Here is a 15,655-nt window from a genome sequence, read left to right as displayed (position 1 = left end):
TGTGGGAATTCGTCAATGTGGTCACGCAATGTAGCTATATCAATATACCTTAAGCATACATCAAACCAAAAATAGGTCAACCTATTATAAATAGTCATCTTTGAAAGCATAAGGCAAATTTTGTCCGCATGAGTCTACAAAAAAGTCATGCTTATTTTTGTGATAATGCTAATATCAAGCTAGGATAAAAGTACAACCGAAGGGAAATTACTGTGAAGAAAATGATTGTGAGCACGTCTACGTCTTGTCTTGACGACCTTGGCATTCCAGAAAATGTCAAAATGTTGCCAATGAATATCCATATGGGCGGTGCCAATTATCTAGATGGACAAAACCTAAGCTTAGACAGTTTATCGCGTATTCTACTCGATACCCCCAATATCGACATCAGTACCTCTGCCCCCACTGAAAATCAGCTCATTGAATTCTTTTATCAGCTCATCAAAGAAGACGTGCAAGAAGTTTTATTCATCTGTTTGTCCTCTTCTTTAAGCCAGACCTACAAAAACTTGCTCAATATCAGCTCCATGTTTAGTCATCGCATGAAAATTTATATCTATGATTCACGCACGATTTCACATGGCGAAGCGATTCTTGTACAAGAAGCCTCACGCTTACTCAAACAAGGCACAGAAATCCCTCAAATCATCACCGAAATCAACCGCCTGCGCGATAAAATCCATATCTATTTGGCAGTTGATAACCTTAAAGGCATGATTCGTACCAAGCGTATTTCAGCCCCAGTCGGCTTTTTTGCCAATTTATTCGGTATTAAACCGATTGTAAAAGTCGAATACTCAGGTCAAATAGTCGCCTTTGAAAAGGTGCGTAGTTTTGAAAAATGTATTGAGCGACTCGCCGATGCTATCATCACCGCCGCCAATGGCAAAAAAGGTAAAATGTATGTGCTTAGCGGCAATTTAAACCCTCATACCAAGTCCCTACTCAACTATTTATCGTTACGCGGTTATGCTAAAACCGAAGTTCTTCCTGCCGCCAGTGTCTCTATAGCAAATATCGGTGTATTCACACTTGGCTGCGTATTTGTCGAAGACTAAACCCTGACTGTGTTGTGCTAGCTTGTAAAACACAGTCAAGGCTTATCTATTTTGGTCATTTTTTTATATTTATGAAAAAGCACACTGATATATAGGATTTGGTCAAAATCCTTGTTATGATAAAGGCGTTTATTTATTAACTACAGGGATGTCGTTATGCCAAACTTCCATACAGGGCTGGAAAAAAATCCTGCCAACTATACCCCGCTTACGCCCATTGATTTTATTGAGCGTACTGCTAGCATCTATCCCGATCAAACGGCGATTGTGTATAAAGATTATGAGCACAATGACCTACGGCAAAGTTGGGGCGAAACCTATAATCGCTGCCGCAAAATGTCGGATGCCCTAAAAAAACTGGGCATCGATAAAGACGATACTGTTGCAGTGCTACTGCCCAATACCCCACCCATGGTTGAAGTCGCATTTGGCGTACCGATGTCTGGTGGTGTGCTATGTACCTTAAATACCCGTTTGGACATCAATGCCTTGGTGTTTTGCCTACAGCACAGTGAAGCGAAAGTATTGATTGTCGATACTGAGTTTGAACAGCATATTGCGCTGGTTCAAGAGTCATTTCCTAATTTAATTATCATTCATGCCACCGACCCTGCCGTCACGCCCACTGAACAGTTTGGCAATATGACGTATGAAGAATTGATTGCCTCAGGAACCGACTTAGACAACTGGGAAAAACCAACTGATGAATGGGATGCCATCGCGCTCAACTACACCTCAGGTACCACAGGCATCCCAAAAGGCGTGGTGTATCACCATCGTGGTGCGACCTTAAATGCTGTCTCTAATATTTTAGATTGGGATATGCCAAAGCACCCTGTGTATTTATGGACGCTACCCTTGTTTCACTGTAATGGCTGGAGCTTTCCTTGGAGCATTGGCGAGCGCGCGGGTACCAATGTCTGCTTGCGCAAAATTGATGCTGATTTGATTTTACGGTTGATTGCCGATGAAAAGGTCACCCACTATAGCGCAGCGCCTATCGTGCACAACATGATTGCCAATGGTAATGAAGCGCTGAAAAAAGCCATCAAACATGAAGTACGCTGTAATGTCGCAGGTGCACCACCGCCTGAGTCTTTGCTCGCCAAAATGGAAGAAATGGGCTTTAAAATCACGCATGTATACGGTTTGACAGAAGTATATGGTCCCGTCACCCTGTGTGTTGAGCGCCCAGAATGGGACGATTTGACTGTCAGTGAACGCGCGCAAAAAAAATCCCGCCAAGGCATGAACTCACATTTGCTAGCGGGGTTTGATGTATTCAAACAAGGCACCACTACCCCTGTTGCAGCCGATGGTAGCGAAATTGGTGAGCTTGCTATCCGCGGTAATATGGTGATGAAAGGCTATCTAAAAAACCGCAAAGCCACCGCAGAAGCCTTTAACGGTGGCTGGTTTAAGACCGGTGACTTGGGCGTCAAATACCCGGATGGTTACATCAAAATTATGGATCGGCTCAAAGACATCATCATCTCGGGCGGTGAGAATATTTCAACTATCGAAGTAGAAAACGTGCTGTATCGTATGCCCGAAGTGGAAAGCTGTGGGGTGGTTGCTGCTCCCCATGACAAATGGGGTGAAGTACCGGTAGCCTTTATCGAAATCCGCGAAGGCTCGACGCTAGATCGGGAAGATATCATTGCCCATTGCCGTAAATATTTGGCAGGTTTCCAAGTGCCCAAACATATTATTTTTGCGCAAATCCCAAAAACCTCGACAGGTAAAGTGCAAAAATTTGAGCTACGTCAAGCGGCGCGCTCACTGGCGCATGAAGAAGCAAAAATCACTCACCATCATCCGCAAAGCTATTTGGCAGCGACAGCCGACTCAAATCCGAGCACTGCTACTGCTATGCCTAGCTCTGCCATACCTAGCAACACCCAAACCCCACCCAATGACTCACCAGAAGATGAGGCACACTAAGGCTCAATATTGGCGACTCACATTGCATATCCTCACTCTACTAGTCGGGATTTTTGTTGCAACTTATAGCTTGAAAACACCCAAAAAACACCCATTTATATAGAGATTTTCTCATGTCATTTTTAATTAATTATTAACAATAATAAGCGACAATATATGTCGTATATCAGTGATTTAGCCCTATAATTTTTCGTATATTTTGTTATTATAGCTTTATCAATTCACTTCTTTTTTAACTTATCACTACCTTTAAATTTTTCCCGTTTTTATTAACCTTTTTTATGACAAGGAGTCCTTATGGACGACAATAAAGCCAAAGCTTTAACTGCCGCTTTATCACAAATTGAAAAACAATTCGGTAAAAATACCATCATGCGCCTGGGTGATGAGTCAGCAAAAATCAACGTGGATGTAGTCTCCACAGGCTCATTGGGTTTGGATATTGCACTGGGCATTGGCGGTTTGCCAAAGGGTCGTATCGTAGAAATTTATGGTCCTGAAAGTTCGGGTAAAACCACTTTAACCTTGCAAGCAATCGCCCAATGTCAAAAGCAGGGCGGTACCTGTGCTTTTATCGATGCTGAACATGCGCTAGACCCTATTTATGCCAAAAAATTGGGCGTTGATGTCGACGCTTTACTTGTCACGCAGCCTGACAACGGTGAACAAGCGCTTGAAATCACCGATATGCTAGTGCGCTCAGGTGCGGTGGATATGATTGTTGTTGACTCGGTCGCTGCCCTTACCCCACGCGCGGAAATTGAAGGCGAGATGGGCGACAGCCATATGGGTCTGCAAGCGCGCTTGATGAGCCAAGCGTTACGAAAAATCACCGGTAACGCCAAACGCTCTAACTGTATGGTGGTATTCATTAACCAAATTCGTATGAAAATCGGTGTCATGTTTGGCTCGCCAGAAACCACAACCGGTGGTAACGCCCTTAAATTCTATGCGTCGGTGCGCTTGGATATTCGTCGTATTGGTGCGGTTAAAGACGGTGAAAACATCATCGGTTCTGAGACCCGCGTTAAGGTAATCAAAAATAAACTGGCGCCGCCGTTTCGCCAAGCAGAATTTGACATCATGTATGGGACAGGTACCAATCATCTAGGTGAAGTGGTTGACTTGGGTGTCGATATTGATGCGGTCAAAAAATCGGGCGCTTGGTACAGCTACAATGACAGTAAAATTGGTCAAGGTAAAGCCAACGCCATTAGATTCTTGGAAGAAAATCCCCAAATCGCCCAAGAGATTGAAGCCAAAGTGCGCGCTGCTAAGCTTGGTAATGTCGAACCTGTTCCAGAAGAAGCGCATGACGTTGAACCCCCTGAGTTTATCGAAGGTATGCAATAATTGCTTAGCTAACCAAAACCCTAGTTTTTACTGGGGTTTTTGTTTTTATACTGCTCAACTTGTTCGCCAGCCGATGTTTAACCTTTTTTTTAATCACCCTTAAAACCGCTATGCCAGATCCTAAATCCTTGTTAGAAACTATCGAAAATCAGTTAATGACTGATGAACAACGCCAAGCTTACCATGACAAGCTTAAAGCCGAGAGCTACATGCGTTGGCTGGCGTTTTATTATCTTGGGCGGCGTGAGCAATCTAAAAAAGAGCTGCGGGACAAACTATTGGCAAAAGGATGTGATGCGGCGGCTATCGAAGCGCTTTTGAGCGAATTTGAAGCAGAAGGCTATCAAAGCGATGAGCGTATGACGTCTGCATTGATCAAAGAAGGTATCGGCAAGCAGCATGGTACCCAGCGGATTTTTCAAACGTTAAAAAAACACGGCTTAACCACCGTCAGTTCGGTCAGTGCGATTAATACATGGATTGAGACACACAATGATTTTTTTGAAGATTTATTACTCAATGATATTGAATCAGACACGGCGGATGACGACCCAGATGAGACCTATGAAGTGGATTGGCTTGCCCAAGCAGTGGCAGCACGGGTACGAAAATACGGTGATGCCATCCCGACAGAGCCTAAAGAAAAAGCCCGTCAACTGCGATTTTTGCAATATCGGGGCTTTGCTGCAGATGTGTGTTTTGATGCCTTAAAGTATGACCTAACTACCCTAGCCAATCGCTAGGATGACTGCTATTTTTTTACCGCCAATTGGTCAAAAATTGCGCCATCTTTAAAAAACTTGCTCATAATCTCATCCCAGCTACCAAAAACTTGATTTGGCTCAAAGGTGGCAATTGCAGGAAATTGGCTTTGGTATTTTGCCAAAGTCGCCGCATCCACAGGGCGCAAATAATTCTTGGCCATAATCTCTTGGGCAGGCGTATCCCACAAACCTTTTAAATAGGCTTTTGCCAATTCAGTGGTACCTTTTTGCTCGGTAACGGCATTCACCACAGCGACAGGGTTACTAATCTTGACCGAATAACTGGGATAAATAATCTGTAAGTTTTTATCAGCAAATTCTTTTTTGGTGATTTGTGCTTCATTCTCTGTGGTAATCAGCACATCGCCGATTTCTCGTTGTAAAAAGCTTGTTGTCGCTGCCCTTGCACCACTGTCATACACTGCCACATTGCTCAAAATTTGCTTCACCAGCGTTTTGGTTTTGGCTTCGTCATTATTGAAGTGGTGCAAGCCATATCCATACGCCCCTAAGAAACCATATCGCGCTGTACCACTGGTTTTTGGATTGGCAATCACGATACTGACACCGGGTTTTGCCAAGTCATCCCAGTCTTTGATTTGCTTGGGGTTGTTCTTGCGAACTAGTAGTACCATGGTGCTGGTATAAGGTACCGCGTTATTGGGAAACGCTTGTTGCCAGTTTTTATCCACCAAGCCTTTTTTCACCAGCAGTTCTATATCTGAGGTTTGGTTCATGGTCACCACATCCGCTTTAAGTCCATTCGCCACGCTCAAGGCTTGCTTGCTTGAGCCGCCATGCGACTGCTGGATAGTGACAGCTTGTTTTTGCTGCCCCGTAAAAATCGGGTTGTATTCTTTATACAACTCGCGGGACACGTCGTAAGATACGTTTAGCAAAGATACACCATTGTTGTTAGATGCTGAAGCACTGGCTGCACTCTCGTTTTTGGGCGGGGCTTTTTGGCAGGCAGTTAAGCTTGCCACTGCCATCACTGAAATACCGGCTAATGTAAAGATTTTACCTTTAGAGTAAGTACGGGTGGTGAATGGGTGATTTTGGGTCGCGTTTGTCATGTTTTCCTCATAAGTTTTCAAAGTGCCAAGCTAAACATCCAATGGCTTAATGATTGAAAATATAGTAAGGATTTTTAATTATACTGTCTTGGAATATTTAATACTTTCATTATTCCTTAGATGAATAAAAAGCCCGTAATGCATACGGGCTTTGAAAGTACAATCCTGCGATTAAAATTTTAAAAACGGGTTTTGAATTTTGGCGCAACTGGATTGGCTTGACCGTTGACTGTGGTAGCATTCGCGCCTGATTGGTTGTTTTGTCCAAATAATGGGCCACCGCTACCGCTCATACCTTTGGTCAACCCTTGTACCGCTTTCATCATTTTGCTGATGCCCGATGGGTCAGATAACATTTTCATCATTTTTGCCATTTGCTTGTGCTGCTTTAACAGCTGATTGACGTGCTGTACGTCTTTACCCGCGCCTGCCGCGATACGGCGTTTACGGCTTGGGTTGATTTTATCAGGGTTTTTACGTTCAAATGGGGTCATGGAATGAATGAGCGCTTCCATTTCTTTGACCTTTTCTTCGGGTTTGGCATCTGATACCGCTTTTTGGACATCCGCACCGCTCATGCCTGGCATTTTATCCAAAAAGCCCGCCATGCCGCCCAAATTTTTCATTTGCTGGAATTGGGTTAGCAAATCCTCAAGGTCAAACTCGCCGCCTTTTTGGATTTTTTTCGCCATTTTTTCCGCTTTTTCGCGGTCAATTTTTTGCTCGACTTCTTCGACCAGTGACAGCACGTCACCCATGCCCAAGATACGCTGTGCGACACGCTCAGGGTGGAAGGGCTCAAGCGCGTCAAGTTTTTCACCACGACCCAAGAATTTGATCGGTTTGCCAGTGATGGCACGTACCGATAACGCCGCACCACCGCGCGCATCACCGTCAGTCTTGGTCAAAATCACGCCAGTCAAAGGTAGCGCATCATTAAAGGCTTTTGCAGTATTTGCCGCATCTTGACCGGTCATTGAGTCAACCACAAACAAGGTTTCTGACGGAGTGACGGCTGCGGTTAAGGCTTTGATTTCGTCCATCATGGCTTCGTCGATGTGCAGACGACCTGCGGTATCGATAATCAAAATATCTTGAAACTGTACTTTGGCTTGTTCGATGGCGCGTTTGGCGATATCAATCGGGTTTTGGTCAGCACTCGATGGCACAAAACTGGCTTTGACTTGCTCAGCGACTTGCTCAAGCTGCTTGATTGCCGCGGGGCGATAGACGTCCGCAGAGACTAGCATGACTTTTTTCTTATGGCGCTCTTGCAGATATTTGGCAAGTTTACCGGCTGTGGTGGTTTTGCCCGCTCCTTGCAAGCCCGCTAGCAAATATACAACGGGTGGTTTGCCTGTCATTTCAAGTGATTGGTTAGCACTGCCCATCATCTCGGTCAGTTCGTCATAGACGATTTTAACAAAGGCTTGACCCGGGGCGAGTTCTTTAAGGACTTCTTGACCTAGGGCTTTGTCTTTTACCCGTGACACAAAATCGCGCGTCACTGGCAAGGCGACATCAGCTTCTAGTAGTGCCATACGCACTTCACGCAAGGTGTCTTTGATGTTGTCTTCAGTTAGCTGCCCTGTACCAAAGATACTACGTAAACTCGTCGACAGGCGTTCGGTTAAGGTTTCAAACATATAATTTCTCTAATCTATTGCTATCAATTTTATAATCTTACTATTTTATGCTAAATTAGCTAAAACTGCTAATATAATACCGATAAAATCGCGATTTGTTGCATGGGTCATGCTAGTATAACCATCGCATTTTGCACGTATTTGATGATTTTTAATGAGGCTAGGGTGTTTGTAATCTTTGTACTTGCGTTAGTCTGTTATGGCTTAACTACCGTCTATTTGATGTGGGCAGTTACGCAACAAAAGCCCATCCGTAAAGGCATGGTGCTTGGGCAATTGCTGATTGGGTTATTGGGTCATGCGGTGGTGTTATATCCTGATATCATTACCCAAGGGGGGCTAAACTTTAATATTTTTAATGTCGTGTCGTTGACGACATTGTTTATGCTGTTATTTTATTGGGGATTTTGTCTTTATCGCCAAATTTTGCCGCTTGGGATTTTGGCAACGCCGTTGGCATTTTTGGGCATGATGATTGGTTTTTTTGGCGATGCACCGTATCACCCGTTATCAACCATCAGTCCTATCTTACAAGCCCATATCATCATGTCTTTGGCGGCCTATTCGGTACTATTTATGGCAGCGATTGCCGCGATTATGCTGCGGCTACAAATCAGCGAACTCAAACGTCGAACCTTTCACCGTGTCTGGGTCGATAAACTCCCTTCACTCCAAAGCATGGAAGCGTTGCTGTTTGATATGATTACTGTAGGTTTTCTGCTATTGTCGATTTCGCTGTTGTTGGGCTTTATTGATACGACCAATTTACTGGCGCAGCATTTGGTACACAAGACTGTGTTTAGTCTATTGTCTTGGTTGGTATTTGGGGCGCTATTGGTTGGGCATTGGCGCTTTGGCTGGCGAGGTCAACGCGCGGCTAATATGACGCTGTATGGTGTGATTTTGCTTGGCTTGGCGTTTATCGGGACGAAGTTTGTGTTGGAGCTGATTTTAAATAAATAAAAACCCCAATTTTATCGCTAAAACTGGGGTAAACTGCTGCTAAACTAAGAATAAGTAAGCTGCTAAATTAAGTAACTAGTAACTAGTAACTAGTTATCCAATTTTGATTGTACGTAGCTGATAGCACTTTGCACCGTGGTCAATTGTGCGCTGTCTTCGTCAGGAATGGTAATACCAAATTCGTTTTCAAAAGACATCACCAATTCAACAAGGTCAAGTGAATCTGCACCGAGGTCATCCATGAATGAAGATTCATTTTTGATGTCTTCTGCATTCACGCCTAATTGTTCAGCTACTGCTGCTTTTACTTTTTGTTCGATTTCGTTACTCATGCTTCTCTCCTTGCATTGGGGTATATGATATATCGAGTAAACTACATATTAGAGCATATTATCATGCTCATTGCCTATTTCAAAATAAAATAATGCAACCTGTTACTATTTCAAAAACTGTATTTTAAGTTCAAAAACTGCATTTTAAGGCCCGTTGGGTTGGTGTTTGGCAGGCTAAACCATTTACATGTACATGCCGCCATTGACGTCAAGCACGGTGCCAGTAATATAACCTGCTTCTTCACTTGCCAAGAAATTTACCGCAGCAGCGATGTCTTCAGGTTTGCCCAGTCTGGCTAGCGGAACGGCATTAAGCATGGATTGAATCAATGCTTCATCAAGCTCGCTGGTCATGTCGGTGTCGATAAAGCCTGGTGCCACGCAGTTGACGGTGATTTGGCGTGACCCAATCTCCCGAGCCAGTGAGCGGGTAAACCCTTCAATGCCTGCTTTGCTTGCCGTATAGTTGGTTTGTCCGGCATTGCCCATCGCAGCGACTACTGAGGTGATATTAATAATGCGACCTTGCCGCGCTTTCATCATGCCTTTCATGGCGCGTTTACTGGTACGAAACACCGAGGTCAAATTCACGTCGAGTACGCGCTCCCAGGCATTGTCATCCATCCGCATGAGCAGACCATCTTGGGTAATACCGGCATTGTTGACTAGTACCTGTACATTGCCAAATTCTTTTTCAATGCTATCAAATAACTGGTTGATTTGCTCGGCATCTTGCACATTGAGCACACGACCTGCGCCCCCCAATTCTTGTAGGTAATCATTGACTGCCGCTGCACCTTTTTCACTGGTAGCAGTGCCGATGACAAGATAGCCTTCATTTGCTAGACGTTTGGCGATTGCTTGACCAATTCCACGGCTAGCGCCTGTCACTAATGCAATACGTTGAGTCATATACTTCCTTGGTTTTTTTATTGGGCTGATAATTGTTGTTTTATATTATCTAGTTTGGCCACTGTATCGGTCGCTAGTGTGGTAATTTTCTGCGCTTGGCGTTTGGCTAGTCCTGTCAGCACACTACCGCTACCACATTCGATTTGTAAGCTGATTTGCGCGTCTGCTAAATTATTCTCAATAGTCGACCATAGCACGGGCATATTGAGCTGCTCAATCAAGGCGTGTTTGATTGCAGTGACATCGGTTTCTACCCGTGCATGGCGATTTTGTATCACCGGAATACTGGGTGGGTTAAATGTCACGTTTTCTAATTCTGCGGCAAGCTTATCGGTGGCAGGTGTCATCAGTTGGCAATGTGACGGTACACTGACTTTAAGCGGCATGCTTTTTTTACCGAGCGCAACGATTTTCTCTGACGCTAAATCCACGCCTGCCACATTACCTGCAATCACCACTTGCCCTGGCGCATTAAAATTGGCTGGACTGACCACTGCCTGCGTATGCGCCGCTACCACAGCGTCACATATTTGTTGTACATCTTCATCAGGCAGACCTAAAATCGCTGCCATTTTACCTGTTTGCGATTGCATGGCGGCGCTCATATACTGACCGCGTTGATGCACCAGCTTTACAGCATCTGCCAAACTCAATACCCCAGCGGCACACAGCGCACTGTACTCACCCAGTGAATGCCCTGCAAGATATGCCGGCTGTAAATCAAGCTCATCGCGCAGCACCCGCCAAATCGCCATACTAGCGGTCAATAGTGCAGGTTGGGTATACGCGGTATCATCCAAAGACGCGGCACCTGACGCCCCTTGGCATATCGCCCACAAGTCAAACCCAAGCGCCGTTGAGGCTTCATCAAACGTTGCTTTGACAGTAGGATGCTGGGCTGCCCAATCTTGTAGCATACCCACACTCTGCGAGCCTTGTCCTGGAAAAATCACCGCATATTTCATAGATGCAGCATTGTCTTGGGATGAAGTGGCTGGTTGATTTGCGCTGGTTTGGCTTTGCATTGGGTTATCCATAATGTCCTAACTTATTATATTGTACTGCTTATGTTGTACCGCTTATGTTGTATTGCGTCTACTAGACCGCTAAAAAATACGGTCAAAAAAATTTGCCTGGGCGATTTTTTGGTCGATTACTTTACCAAAAGTTATCAGCAAAATCAAAATGGCGTCAGTAGCTTGGATTGACGTTATAGGCTTATCAAACTTGGCTGGCAATAATATAACTTACTATCAAGCCAGTAGGCAAAGTAAGTGAGCAAATTTATGTGTACAATTGTACTCTGATTATTATGGCATATTGAAAAAAAAATTCTAGCTTTTTCTTTCAGGTATTTTTACATCAAAAACAAACAAAAAAAGGCTGATGAATTATCATCAGCCTTTTTGGTGCTTAGCCAATGCATACTAAGCTATGTCAAAGCCCTGCATTTTGCGTTAATTATTCAGCAACGGCTGCTACTTTGAATAATTGACGACCACGGTAAAAACCGTCTTTGGTCGCATGGTGACGGATGTGTTTTTCACCGGTAGTTGCATCTACAGCAACAGCATTGATTGTGATGCGGTCGTGTGAACGACGCATATCACGGCGTGAACGGCTTTTACGGTTTTGTTGAACAGCCATGAGGTTAGCTCCTGTGCTTCTCGCTATTAAAACATCGTTCCCTTAACCTCATTACATCATCATGCAAACAACTTGATATCGATATTTGGCATGGATATAAGGCAAACTATTGGAACAGACAATCAGATAAATTTATAAACGCCATATTATACGTGAAAAAACCTATTTAGCAAAGCCTTAACCGACATTTAGTGGCAAGTTTTTGTTACTACATGTCATAGCGTATATAATGGCGTGGTTGTCATTAGCTTTTTAGGCTTGCCAGTACCGCAAACGGATTTTCTTTTTCTGCCACTGCCTCTGGTAACTCGCCTACCTCAGTGACTGCCATTTCGCAGTCATCATGCTTGGGCGCTAATGGCAAATCAACCAATAACTCATCTTCAATCATCGGTAATAGCCACAATTTATTGTCATCCGTTAGCTCATCGATCAGGATGATTTCTGTGCCTTCATCAAGCAATGCGACGTGATTTTCATCTTCAAGTAGCGCAAGCTCACTATCGACATCCAGACTTACTGCGACGGGGTCTAGGCAGCGCTGGCAGGTTTGCCAAAGCACGCCCGTAGTGTGTAATTGCCAAAATACCACGTCCCCTTTTTTCTGAATATCTAGTATCACATCCAGTGGCTGATCGTTGTCATGATGTTCATCACCCAAGGCATAGATACGTGGTAAATCCTTGAGACTCACCTCGCCTTCCCAGTGATAATGGTTATCGTTGTTATGCTCCCAACGTGCCAAATCAATAAACTTGACCAAGCTGGCACTAGAGCCAATCTCACTGGTGGTGTTATTGGCGGTTTTGGATGGGGCAGTTGTTGGTACATCTTGCGATGATTGTGCTGGCACGTTTGATGAAGAATGTAGCGTCATTTCACCGCTCCTGTTATTTATATTGCGTTGTAGTATAAAGCATACTGACGTCCATTGCATGGTAGCATGTTGTTGGCGTGATTTCCTAGTCGATGCGGGCGGTTAAATTGTATAATAGCCATTTTTATCGACCCTACTTTTGCTATGTCCACACACCTATCGCCACTATCTGCACCAACCCTTGCTATTTTTCCCTTTATGACGCTGCCTTTTGTCAGTCAATTCGCGGTGGCGCCTGTGTTAGCCAATGATATGGACACCACTGTGATTGACCAACAAAGGGCGCAGTTAGCATTAAAGGTTAATTTTTTGCCCGTACTCGCCAGTATATCAAAGACAAAAAATCGCCCTCTGATTGACTATCAATGGGTATCGGTGGAAGCATTACAAGTGCAATGGCTGATAGGTTGGTTCAAACTGTGGTTTTGCCATCGTGATACGATTTTGGTCAAAGGCGGGCATGAGCCTGAATATTTTGCCGCGACCGATACCGAGCCTGCCAAAATTGTGTTTGCGCATGGATTTTTTGCCAGTGCTTTGCATGAAATTAGCCATTGGTGTATGGCAGGTCAAAAACGCCGATTGCTCAATGACTTTGGCTACTGGTATGCGCCTGATGGACGTAATGAGCAGCAGCAGCAACAGTTTGAACAAGTGGAAATTCTGCCGCAAGCGATTGAATGTTTATTGACGCTGGCTTGCAACAAACCCTTTAGCGTGTCTAAAGATAATTTGTTTGCTGATTTTGATACCAGTCAGAGCACTTTTGAAGCCGATGTACAAGCCCAAGCGGTGAAGTTTTGGCAAACGGGGCAAAAACTGTCAACCGATGCCAAAGTGTTGCTAAGCCAGTTAAACAAACTGCGCCCGCTACCATTGACCTCGTTTGATATCTTTCACAATTTTATCAAAGTTAATTTTTATCAAAGTTAATTAGGCCAATAAAAAAGGCAGTTATTGAACACTGCCTTTTTTTGGGTATAAAAACTTAATCTTCTTTATATTTTTCATGACAGGATTTACAGCTAGCGCCCAAATCACCAAATTGGGTTTTGATGCCATCAACACTGGTTGCAGTCGCAGCGGCGGCATTGAGGGCACTGGCAGCGGTTTTAAATTTATCAATTTGTTGTTGGAACCCTGCAGCATCGCGCCAAATTTCATCTTTTGCTTCACCGCCTTTGGCTGTCTCTGGATAATGCACCCAAGGATTTTGGTTAAGTTTCTCGGCGGCGGCTTTGACTTGCGCGGCATCAAATTTGCTTGGGTCTTTGACCATCGCACCAATCGTTTGGTTGGTTTTTTTCCAATCTTTCATGATTCTTTCACGCGCTTTTTTGTGGTCTTCTGGCGTCATGTTAGGGTCAACTGCCGTGGTCGACGTCGTTGTGGTACTTACCGTAGCGGTTGCCGTTGCACCATTGGCGCTAGCGGTAACTGTGGTAGCAGGCGCTGAAGCAGTAGTGGTGGTTGTGCTTTCTGTTTTTTTATTACAGCCTACCAGCGCCATCGCAACGATAAATGGGGTGGCAAATTTTAATGCAGTCGACATCGTCCTTTCCTTCCATGTTTTTGGTTTATATTGGTTTAATAATGAATGTTATTATCAGAGTGTGGATTAATCATCTCTAAGGATTTTAACAATTATTGGCAAAAAAATTATTATGATTTGGTAACTAAGCCTAACCACTGTGCCTAACCACTATGTGAGATAGGGTGTGGTTTTTTGATTAAGTGCTTTGTAGTTTGATTGCTTTGCCTTGGGCTTTGATGGGCTTACCTTGTAGGACGGCTTGGGCGATTTTGATATGTTTAGGGTCATGAAAACCTGTGACGTGATACAAGGTTAGACCGTCAGCATTGTAGATGATCATGCCATCGATTGTGTGCTCAATGCTATCGCTAGGCAATAATTGATAACTTGTGACTTTAGCACCTTGGTGATGGCTAAAACCTTGTTGGGTCAGTCGCAGTTCACCCCCTGTCAAAGTGGCCACCTCTTTTTTTCGGTTGAATGATTGCCACGCAACACCTGCGATGATGGCTAGTAAAATCATCAGCGAGCCGATGGCGACTGAGAGCATTTTAAATGCCATCAATAGCCCTACCCCGGCAATGGCGATACCCATCCAGAGTATTTGGGTCAGCTTGTTTGGTGTCACCGCTTGACTTTGCAAACCAATGGTAACGCCTGTCTCGGTGACTTTTAACATAATCATCTCTATAACGATTTCAAGGGCGTAGCGCCTACGCCCTTACTAGCCCAGCTTGTTTTGTTAGGCTATTTTACCAACCTAGCACTGCTTGTTGTTCGGCAATCAGCTGTTTGATACCTTCTTCAGCAATCGCTAGCATTTCGTCCACTTGCGCACGGGTAAAAGGTTTTTCTTCGGCAGTGCCTTGAATCTCAATAAACTCGCCTTTTTGCGTCATCACGACGTTAAGATCTGTGTCACAGCTTGAGTCTTCGCTATAGTTCAAATCCAAGAGTACTTCACCATTTTTGATGCCCACAGAGACCGCTGCTACCAAGCCAACCAAAGGATCGGCTTTGAGTTTTTTGGCGGCTTGCAGTTTTTCTAACGCATCGACCAATGCCACAGCCGCACCGGTGATACTGGCAGTACGAGTACCGCCATCGGCTTGCAGCACGTCACAGTCGATATGGATGGTATTTTCCCCAAGCTTTTCAAGATCTACCATCGCTCGTAAGCTACGGCCAATCAACCGCTGAATCTCTTGGGTACGACCTGATTGTTTACCTTTAGCGGCTTCGCGTTGGGTACGCTCGTGGGTCGCACGTGGCAACATACCGTATTCAGCGGTAATCCAGCCTTTACCTGTGCCTTTGAGCCAGCGCGGTACTTGGGTTTCGATACTGGCGGTACATAGCACTTTGGTATCGCCATAGCTGACCAGCACGGAGCCTTCGGCATGTTTGGTAAAGTTACGCACAAAACTCATTGGGCGAAGTTGGTTGTTTTCACGATTATCGATACGCATAAGATTCCCTAAAAGACCGCCTTGACGGTTTGGTAGATAGTTTTTAAGCAATGGGCAAAAATTACAGTGGTTTTATGCTA

Annotated in this window: 15 protein-coding genes and 1 pseudogene; 6 read left to right on the top strand and 10 right to left on the bottom strand. The window is 44.5% G+C overall.

From position 1 onward, the window contains the following. The first annotated feature begins 227 nt into the window (after window positions 1–227). The 4 genes and pseudogenes from ACAM37_RS00985 to ACAM37_RS00970 all read left to right on the top strand — a co-directional run bounded on the left by ACAM37_RS00985 (window position 228) and on the right by ACAM37_RS00970 (window position 5,098). The gene (locus ACAM37_RS00985; protein ID WP_309596490.1) at window positions 228–1,058 is read left to right on the top strand and encodes a DegV family protein; all 831 of its coding nucleotides are present in this window, start codon (window positions 228–230) and stop codon (window positions 1,056–1,058) included. 156 nt (window positions 1,059–1,214) lie between these two features. Continuing rightward, window positions 1,215–2,846, top strand: a pseudogene (locus ACAM37_RS00980) (AMP-binding protein); the annotation flags it as partial. A gap of 453 nt (window positions 2,847–3,299) precedes the next feature. After that, a complete protein-coding gene (gene recA, locus ACAM37_RS00975) occupies window positions 3,300–4,355 on the top strand; it encodes a recombinase RecA (RefSeq protein ID WP_138018465.1) in 1,056 nt (351 codons plus the stop codon). Window positions 4,356–4,465: 110 nt separating this feature from the next. Continuing rightward, the gene (locus ACAM37_RS00970; RefSeq protein WP_138018464.1) at window positions 4,466–5,098 is read left to right on the top strand and encodes a regulatory protein RecX; all 633 of its coding nucleotides are present in this window, start codon (window positions 4,466–4,468) and stop codon (window positions 5,096–5,098) included. Between the two features lie 8 nt (window positions 5,099–5,106). On the opposite strand, the gene ACAM37_RS00965 is transcribed toward ACAM37_RS00970, so the two are convergent. Both ACAM37_RS00965 and ffh read right to left on the bottom strand, forming a co-directional pair. Further along, window positions 5,107–6,195 (bottom strand): sulfate ABC transporter substrate-binding protein, encoded by a 1,089-nt coding sequence (locus ACAM37_RS00965; RefSeq protein WP_369626325.1) that lies wholly within the window; start codon window positions 6,193–6,195, stop codon window positions 5,107–5,109. Window positions 6,196–6,374: 179 nt separating this feature from the next. Beyond that, window positions 6,375–7,841 (bottom strand): signal recognition particle protein, encoded by a 1,467-nt coding sequence (ffh, locus tag ACAM37_RS00960; protein ID WP_369626324.1) that lies wholly within the window; start codon window positions 7,839–7,841, stop codon window positions 6,375–6,377. 165 nt (window positions 7,842–8,006) lie between these two features. Between ffh and ACAM37_RS00955 the strand changes: the two genes are divergently transcribed. Next, entirely contained in the window at window positions 8,007–8,804 is a 798-nt protein-coding gene (locus ACAM37_RS00955) for a cytochrome C assembly family protein (RefSeq protein WP_173846732.1), read from the top strand. An 89-nt stretch (window positions 8,805–8,893) separates the two neighbouring features. Here the strand turns inward: ACAM37_RS00955 and acpP are convergent, their stop codons facing one another. The 5 genes from acpP to ACAM37_RS00930 form a co-directional block, all read right to left on the bottom strand. Then, window positions 8,894–9,136, bottom strand: coding sequence for an acyl carrier protein (gene acpP, locus ACAM37_RS00950; protein ID WP_060994515.1), 243 nt, complete (start codon window positions 9,134–9,136; stop codon window positions 8,894–8,896). Window positions 9,137–9,319: 183 nt separating this feature from the next. Then, the gene (gene fabG, locus ACAM37_RS00945) at window positions 9,320–10,048 is read right to left on the bottom strand and encodes a 3-oxoacyl-ACP reductase FabG (RefSeq protein ID WP_219333550.1); all 729 of its coding nucleotides are present in this window, start codon (window positions 10,046–10,048) and stop codon (window positions 9,320–9,322) included. Window positions 10,049–10,065: 17 nt separating this feature from the next. Further along, the gene (gene fabD / locus ACAM37_RS00940) at window positions 10,066–11,073 is read right to left on the bottom strand and encodes an ACP S-malonyltransferase (RefSeq protein WP_472826332.1); all 1,008 of its coding nucleotides are present in this window, start codon (window positions 11,071–11,073) and stop codon (window positions 10,066–10,068) included. Between the two features lie 436 nt (window positions 11,074–11,509). After that, on the bottom strand, window positions 11,510–11,695 hold the full coding sequence (gene rpmF / locus ACAM37_RS00935; RefSeq protein ID WP_007115626.1) for a 50S ribosomal protein L32: 186 nt from the start codon (window positions 11,693–11,695) through the stop codon (window positions 11,510–11,512). A gap of 244 nt (window positions 11,696–11,939) precedes the next feature. Next, a complete protein-coding gene (locus tag ACAM37_RS00930) occupies window positions 11,940–12,572 on the bottom strand; it encodes a YceD family protein (protein ID WP_203172375.1) in 633 nt (210 codons plus the stop codon). Between the two features lie 144 nt (window positions 12,573–12,716). On the opposite strand from ACAM37_RS00930, the gene ACAM37_RS00925 reads away from it, so the two are divergent. Further along, on the top strand, window positions 12,717–13,505 hold the full coding sequence (locus ACAM37_RS00925; protein ID WP_369626323.1) for an elongation factor P hydroxylase: 789 nt from the start codon (window positions 12,717–12,719) through the stop codon (window positions 13,503–13,505). Window positions 13,506–13,560: 55 nt separating this feature from the next. Here ACAM37_RS00925 and ACAM37_RS00920 read toward each other — a convergent pair whose 3' ends face one another. The 3 genes from ACAM37_RS00920 to rph all read right to left on the bottom strand — a co-directional run bounded on the left by ACAM37_RS00920 (window position 13,561) and on the right by rph (window position 15,575). Next, complete coding sequence (locus ACAM37_RS00920) at window positions 13,561–14,124, bottom strand: c-type cytochrome (protein ID WP_369626322.1); 564 nt, start codon at window positions 14,122–14,124, stop codon at window positions 13,561–13,563. A 178-nt stretch (window positions 14,125–14,302) separates the two neighbouring features. Next, window positions 14,303–14,785: a hypothetical protein gene (locus ACAM37_RS00915; RefSeq protein WP_369626321.1), complete on the bottom strand. Its 483-nt coding sequence runs from the start codon at window positions 14,783–14,785 to the stop codon at window positions 14,303–14,305. Window positions 14,786–14,858: 73 nt separating this feature from the next. Continuing rightward, window positions 14,859–15,575, bottom strand: a complete 717-nt coding sequence (gene rph / locus ACAM37_RS00910; protein ID WP_369626320.1) for a ribonuclease PH — start codon at window positions 15,573–15,575, stop codon at window positions 14,859–14,861. Between the last annotated feature and the right edge of the window lie 80 nt (window positions 15,576–15,655).

It is taken from the genome of Moraxella sp. K23, from assembly GCF_041154765.1.
GTDB lineage: Bacteria > Pseudomonadota > Gammaproteobacteria > Pseudomonadales > Moraxellaceae > Faucicola > Faucicola tetraodonis.
The sequence above is the reverse complement of the archived record's forward strand: the minus strand, read 5'-3'. Positions and strand labels throughout refer to the sequence as shown.

What these genes read in the sequence shown, in the direction of transcription:
- recA (WP_138018465.1), top strand. Translation starts at nt 3,300, where the DNA reads ATGGACGACAATAAAGCCAAAGCTTTAACTGCCGCTTTATCACAAATT.
- ACAM37_RS00970 (WP_138018464.1), top strand. Translation starts at nt 4,466, where the DNA reads ATGCCAGATCCTAAATCCTTGTTAGAAACTATCGAAAATCAGTTAATG.
- ACAM37_RS00965 (WP_369626325.1), bottom strand. Translation starts at nt 6,195, where the DNA reads ATGACAAACGCGACCCAAAATCACCCATTCACCACCCGTACTTACTCT.
- ffh (WP_369626324.1), bottom strand. Translation starts at nt 7,841, where the DNA reads ATGTTTGAAACCTTAACCGAACGCCTGTCGACGAGTTTACGTAGTATC.
- acpP (WP_060994515.1), bottom strand. Translation starts at nt 9,136, where the DNA reads ATGAGTAACGAAATCGAACAAAAAGTAAAAGCAGCAGTAGCTGAACAA.
- fabG (WP_219333550.1), bottom strand. Translation starts at nt 10,048, where the DNA reads ATGACTCAACGTATTGCATTAGTGACAGGCGCTAGCCGTGGAATTGGT.
- fabD (WP_472826332.1), bottom strand. Translation starts at nt 11,073, where the DNA reads ATGCAAAGCCAAACCAGCGCAAATCAACCAGCCACTTCATCCCAAGAC.
- rpmF (WP_007115626.1), bottom strand. Translation starts at nt 11,695, where the DNA reads ATGGCTGTTCAACAAAACCGTAAAAGCCGTTCACGCCGTGATATGCGT.
- ACAM37_RS00930 (WP_203172375.1), bottom strand. Translation starts at nt 12,572, where the DNA reads ATGACGCTACATTCTTCATCAAACGTGCCAGCACAATCATCGCAAGAT.
- ACAM37_RS00925 (WP_369626323.1), top strand. Translation starts at nt 12,717, where the DNA reads ATGTCCACACACCTATCGCCACTATCTGCACCAACCCTTGCTATTTTT.
- ACAM37_RS00920 (WP_369626322.1), bottom strand. Translation starts at nt 14,124, where the DNA reads ATGTCGACTGCATTAAAATTTGCCACCCCATTTATCGTTGCGATGGCG.
- ACAM37_RS00915 (WP_369626321.1), bottom strand. Translation starts at nt 14,785, where the DNA reads ATGTTAAAAGTCACCGAGACAGGCGTTACCATTGGTTTGCAAAGTCAA.
- rph (WP_369626320.1), bottom strand. Translation starts at nt 15,575, where the DNA reads ATGCGTATCGATAATCGTGAAAACAACCAACTTCGCCCAATGAGTTTT.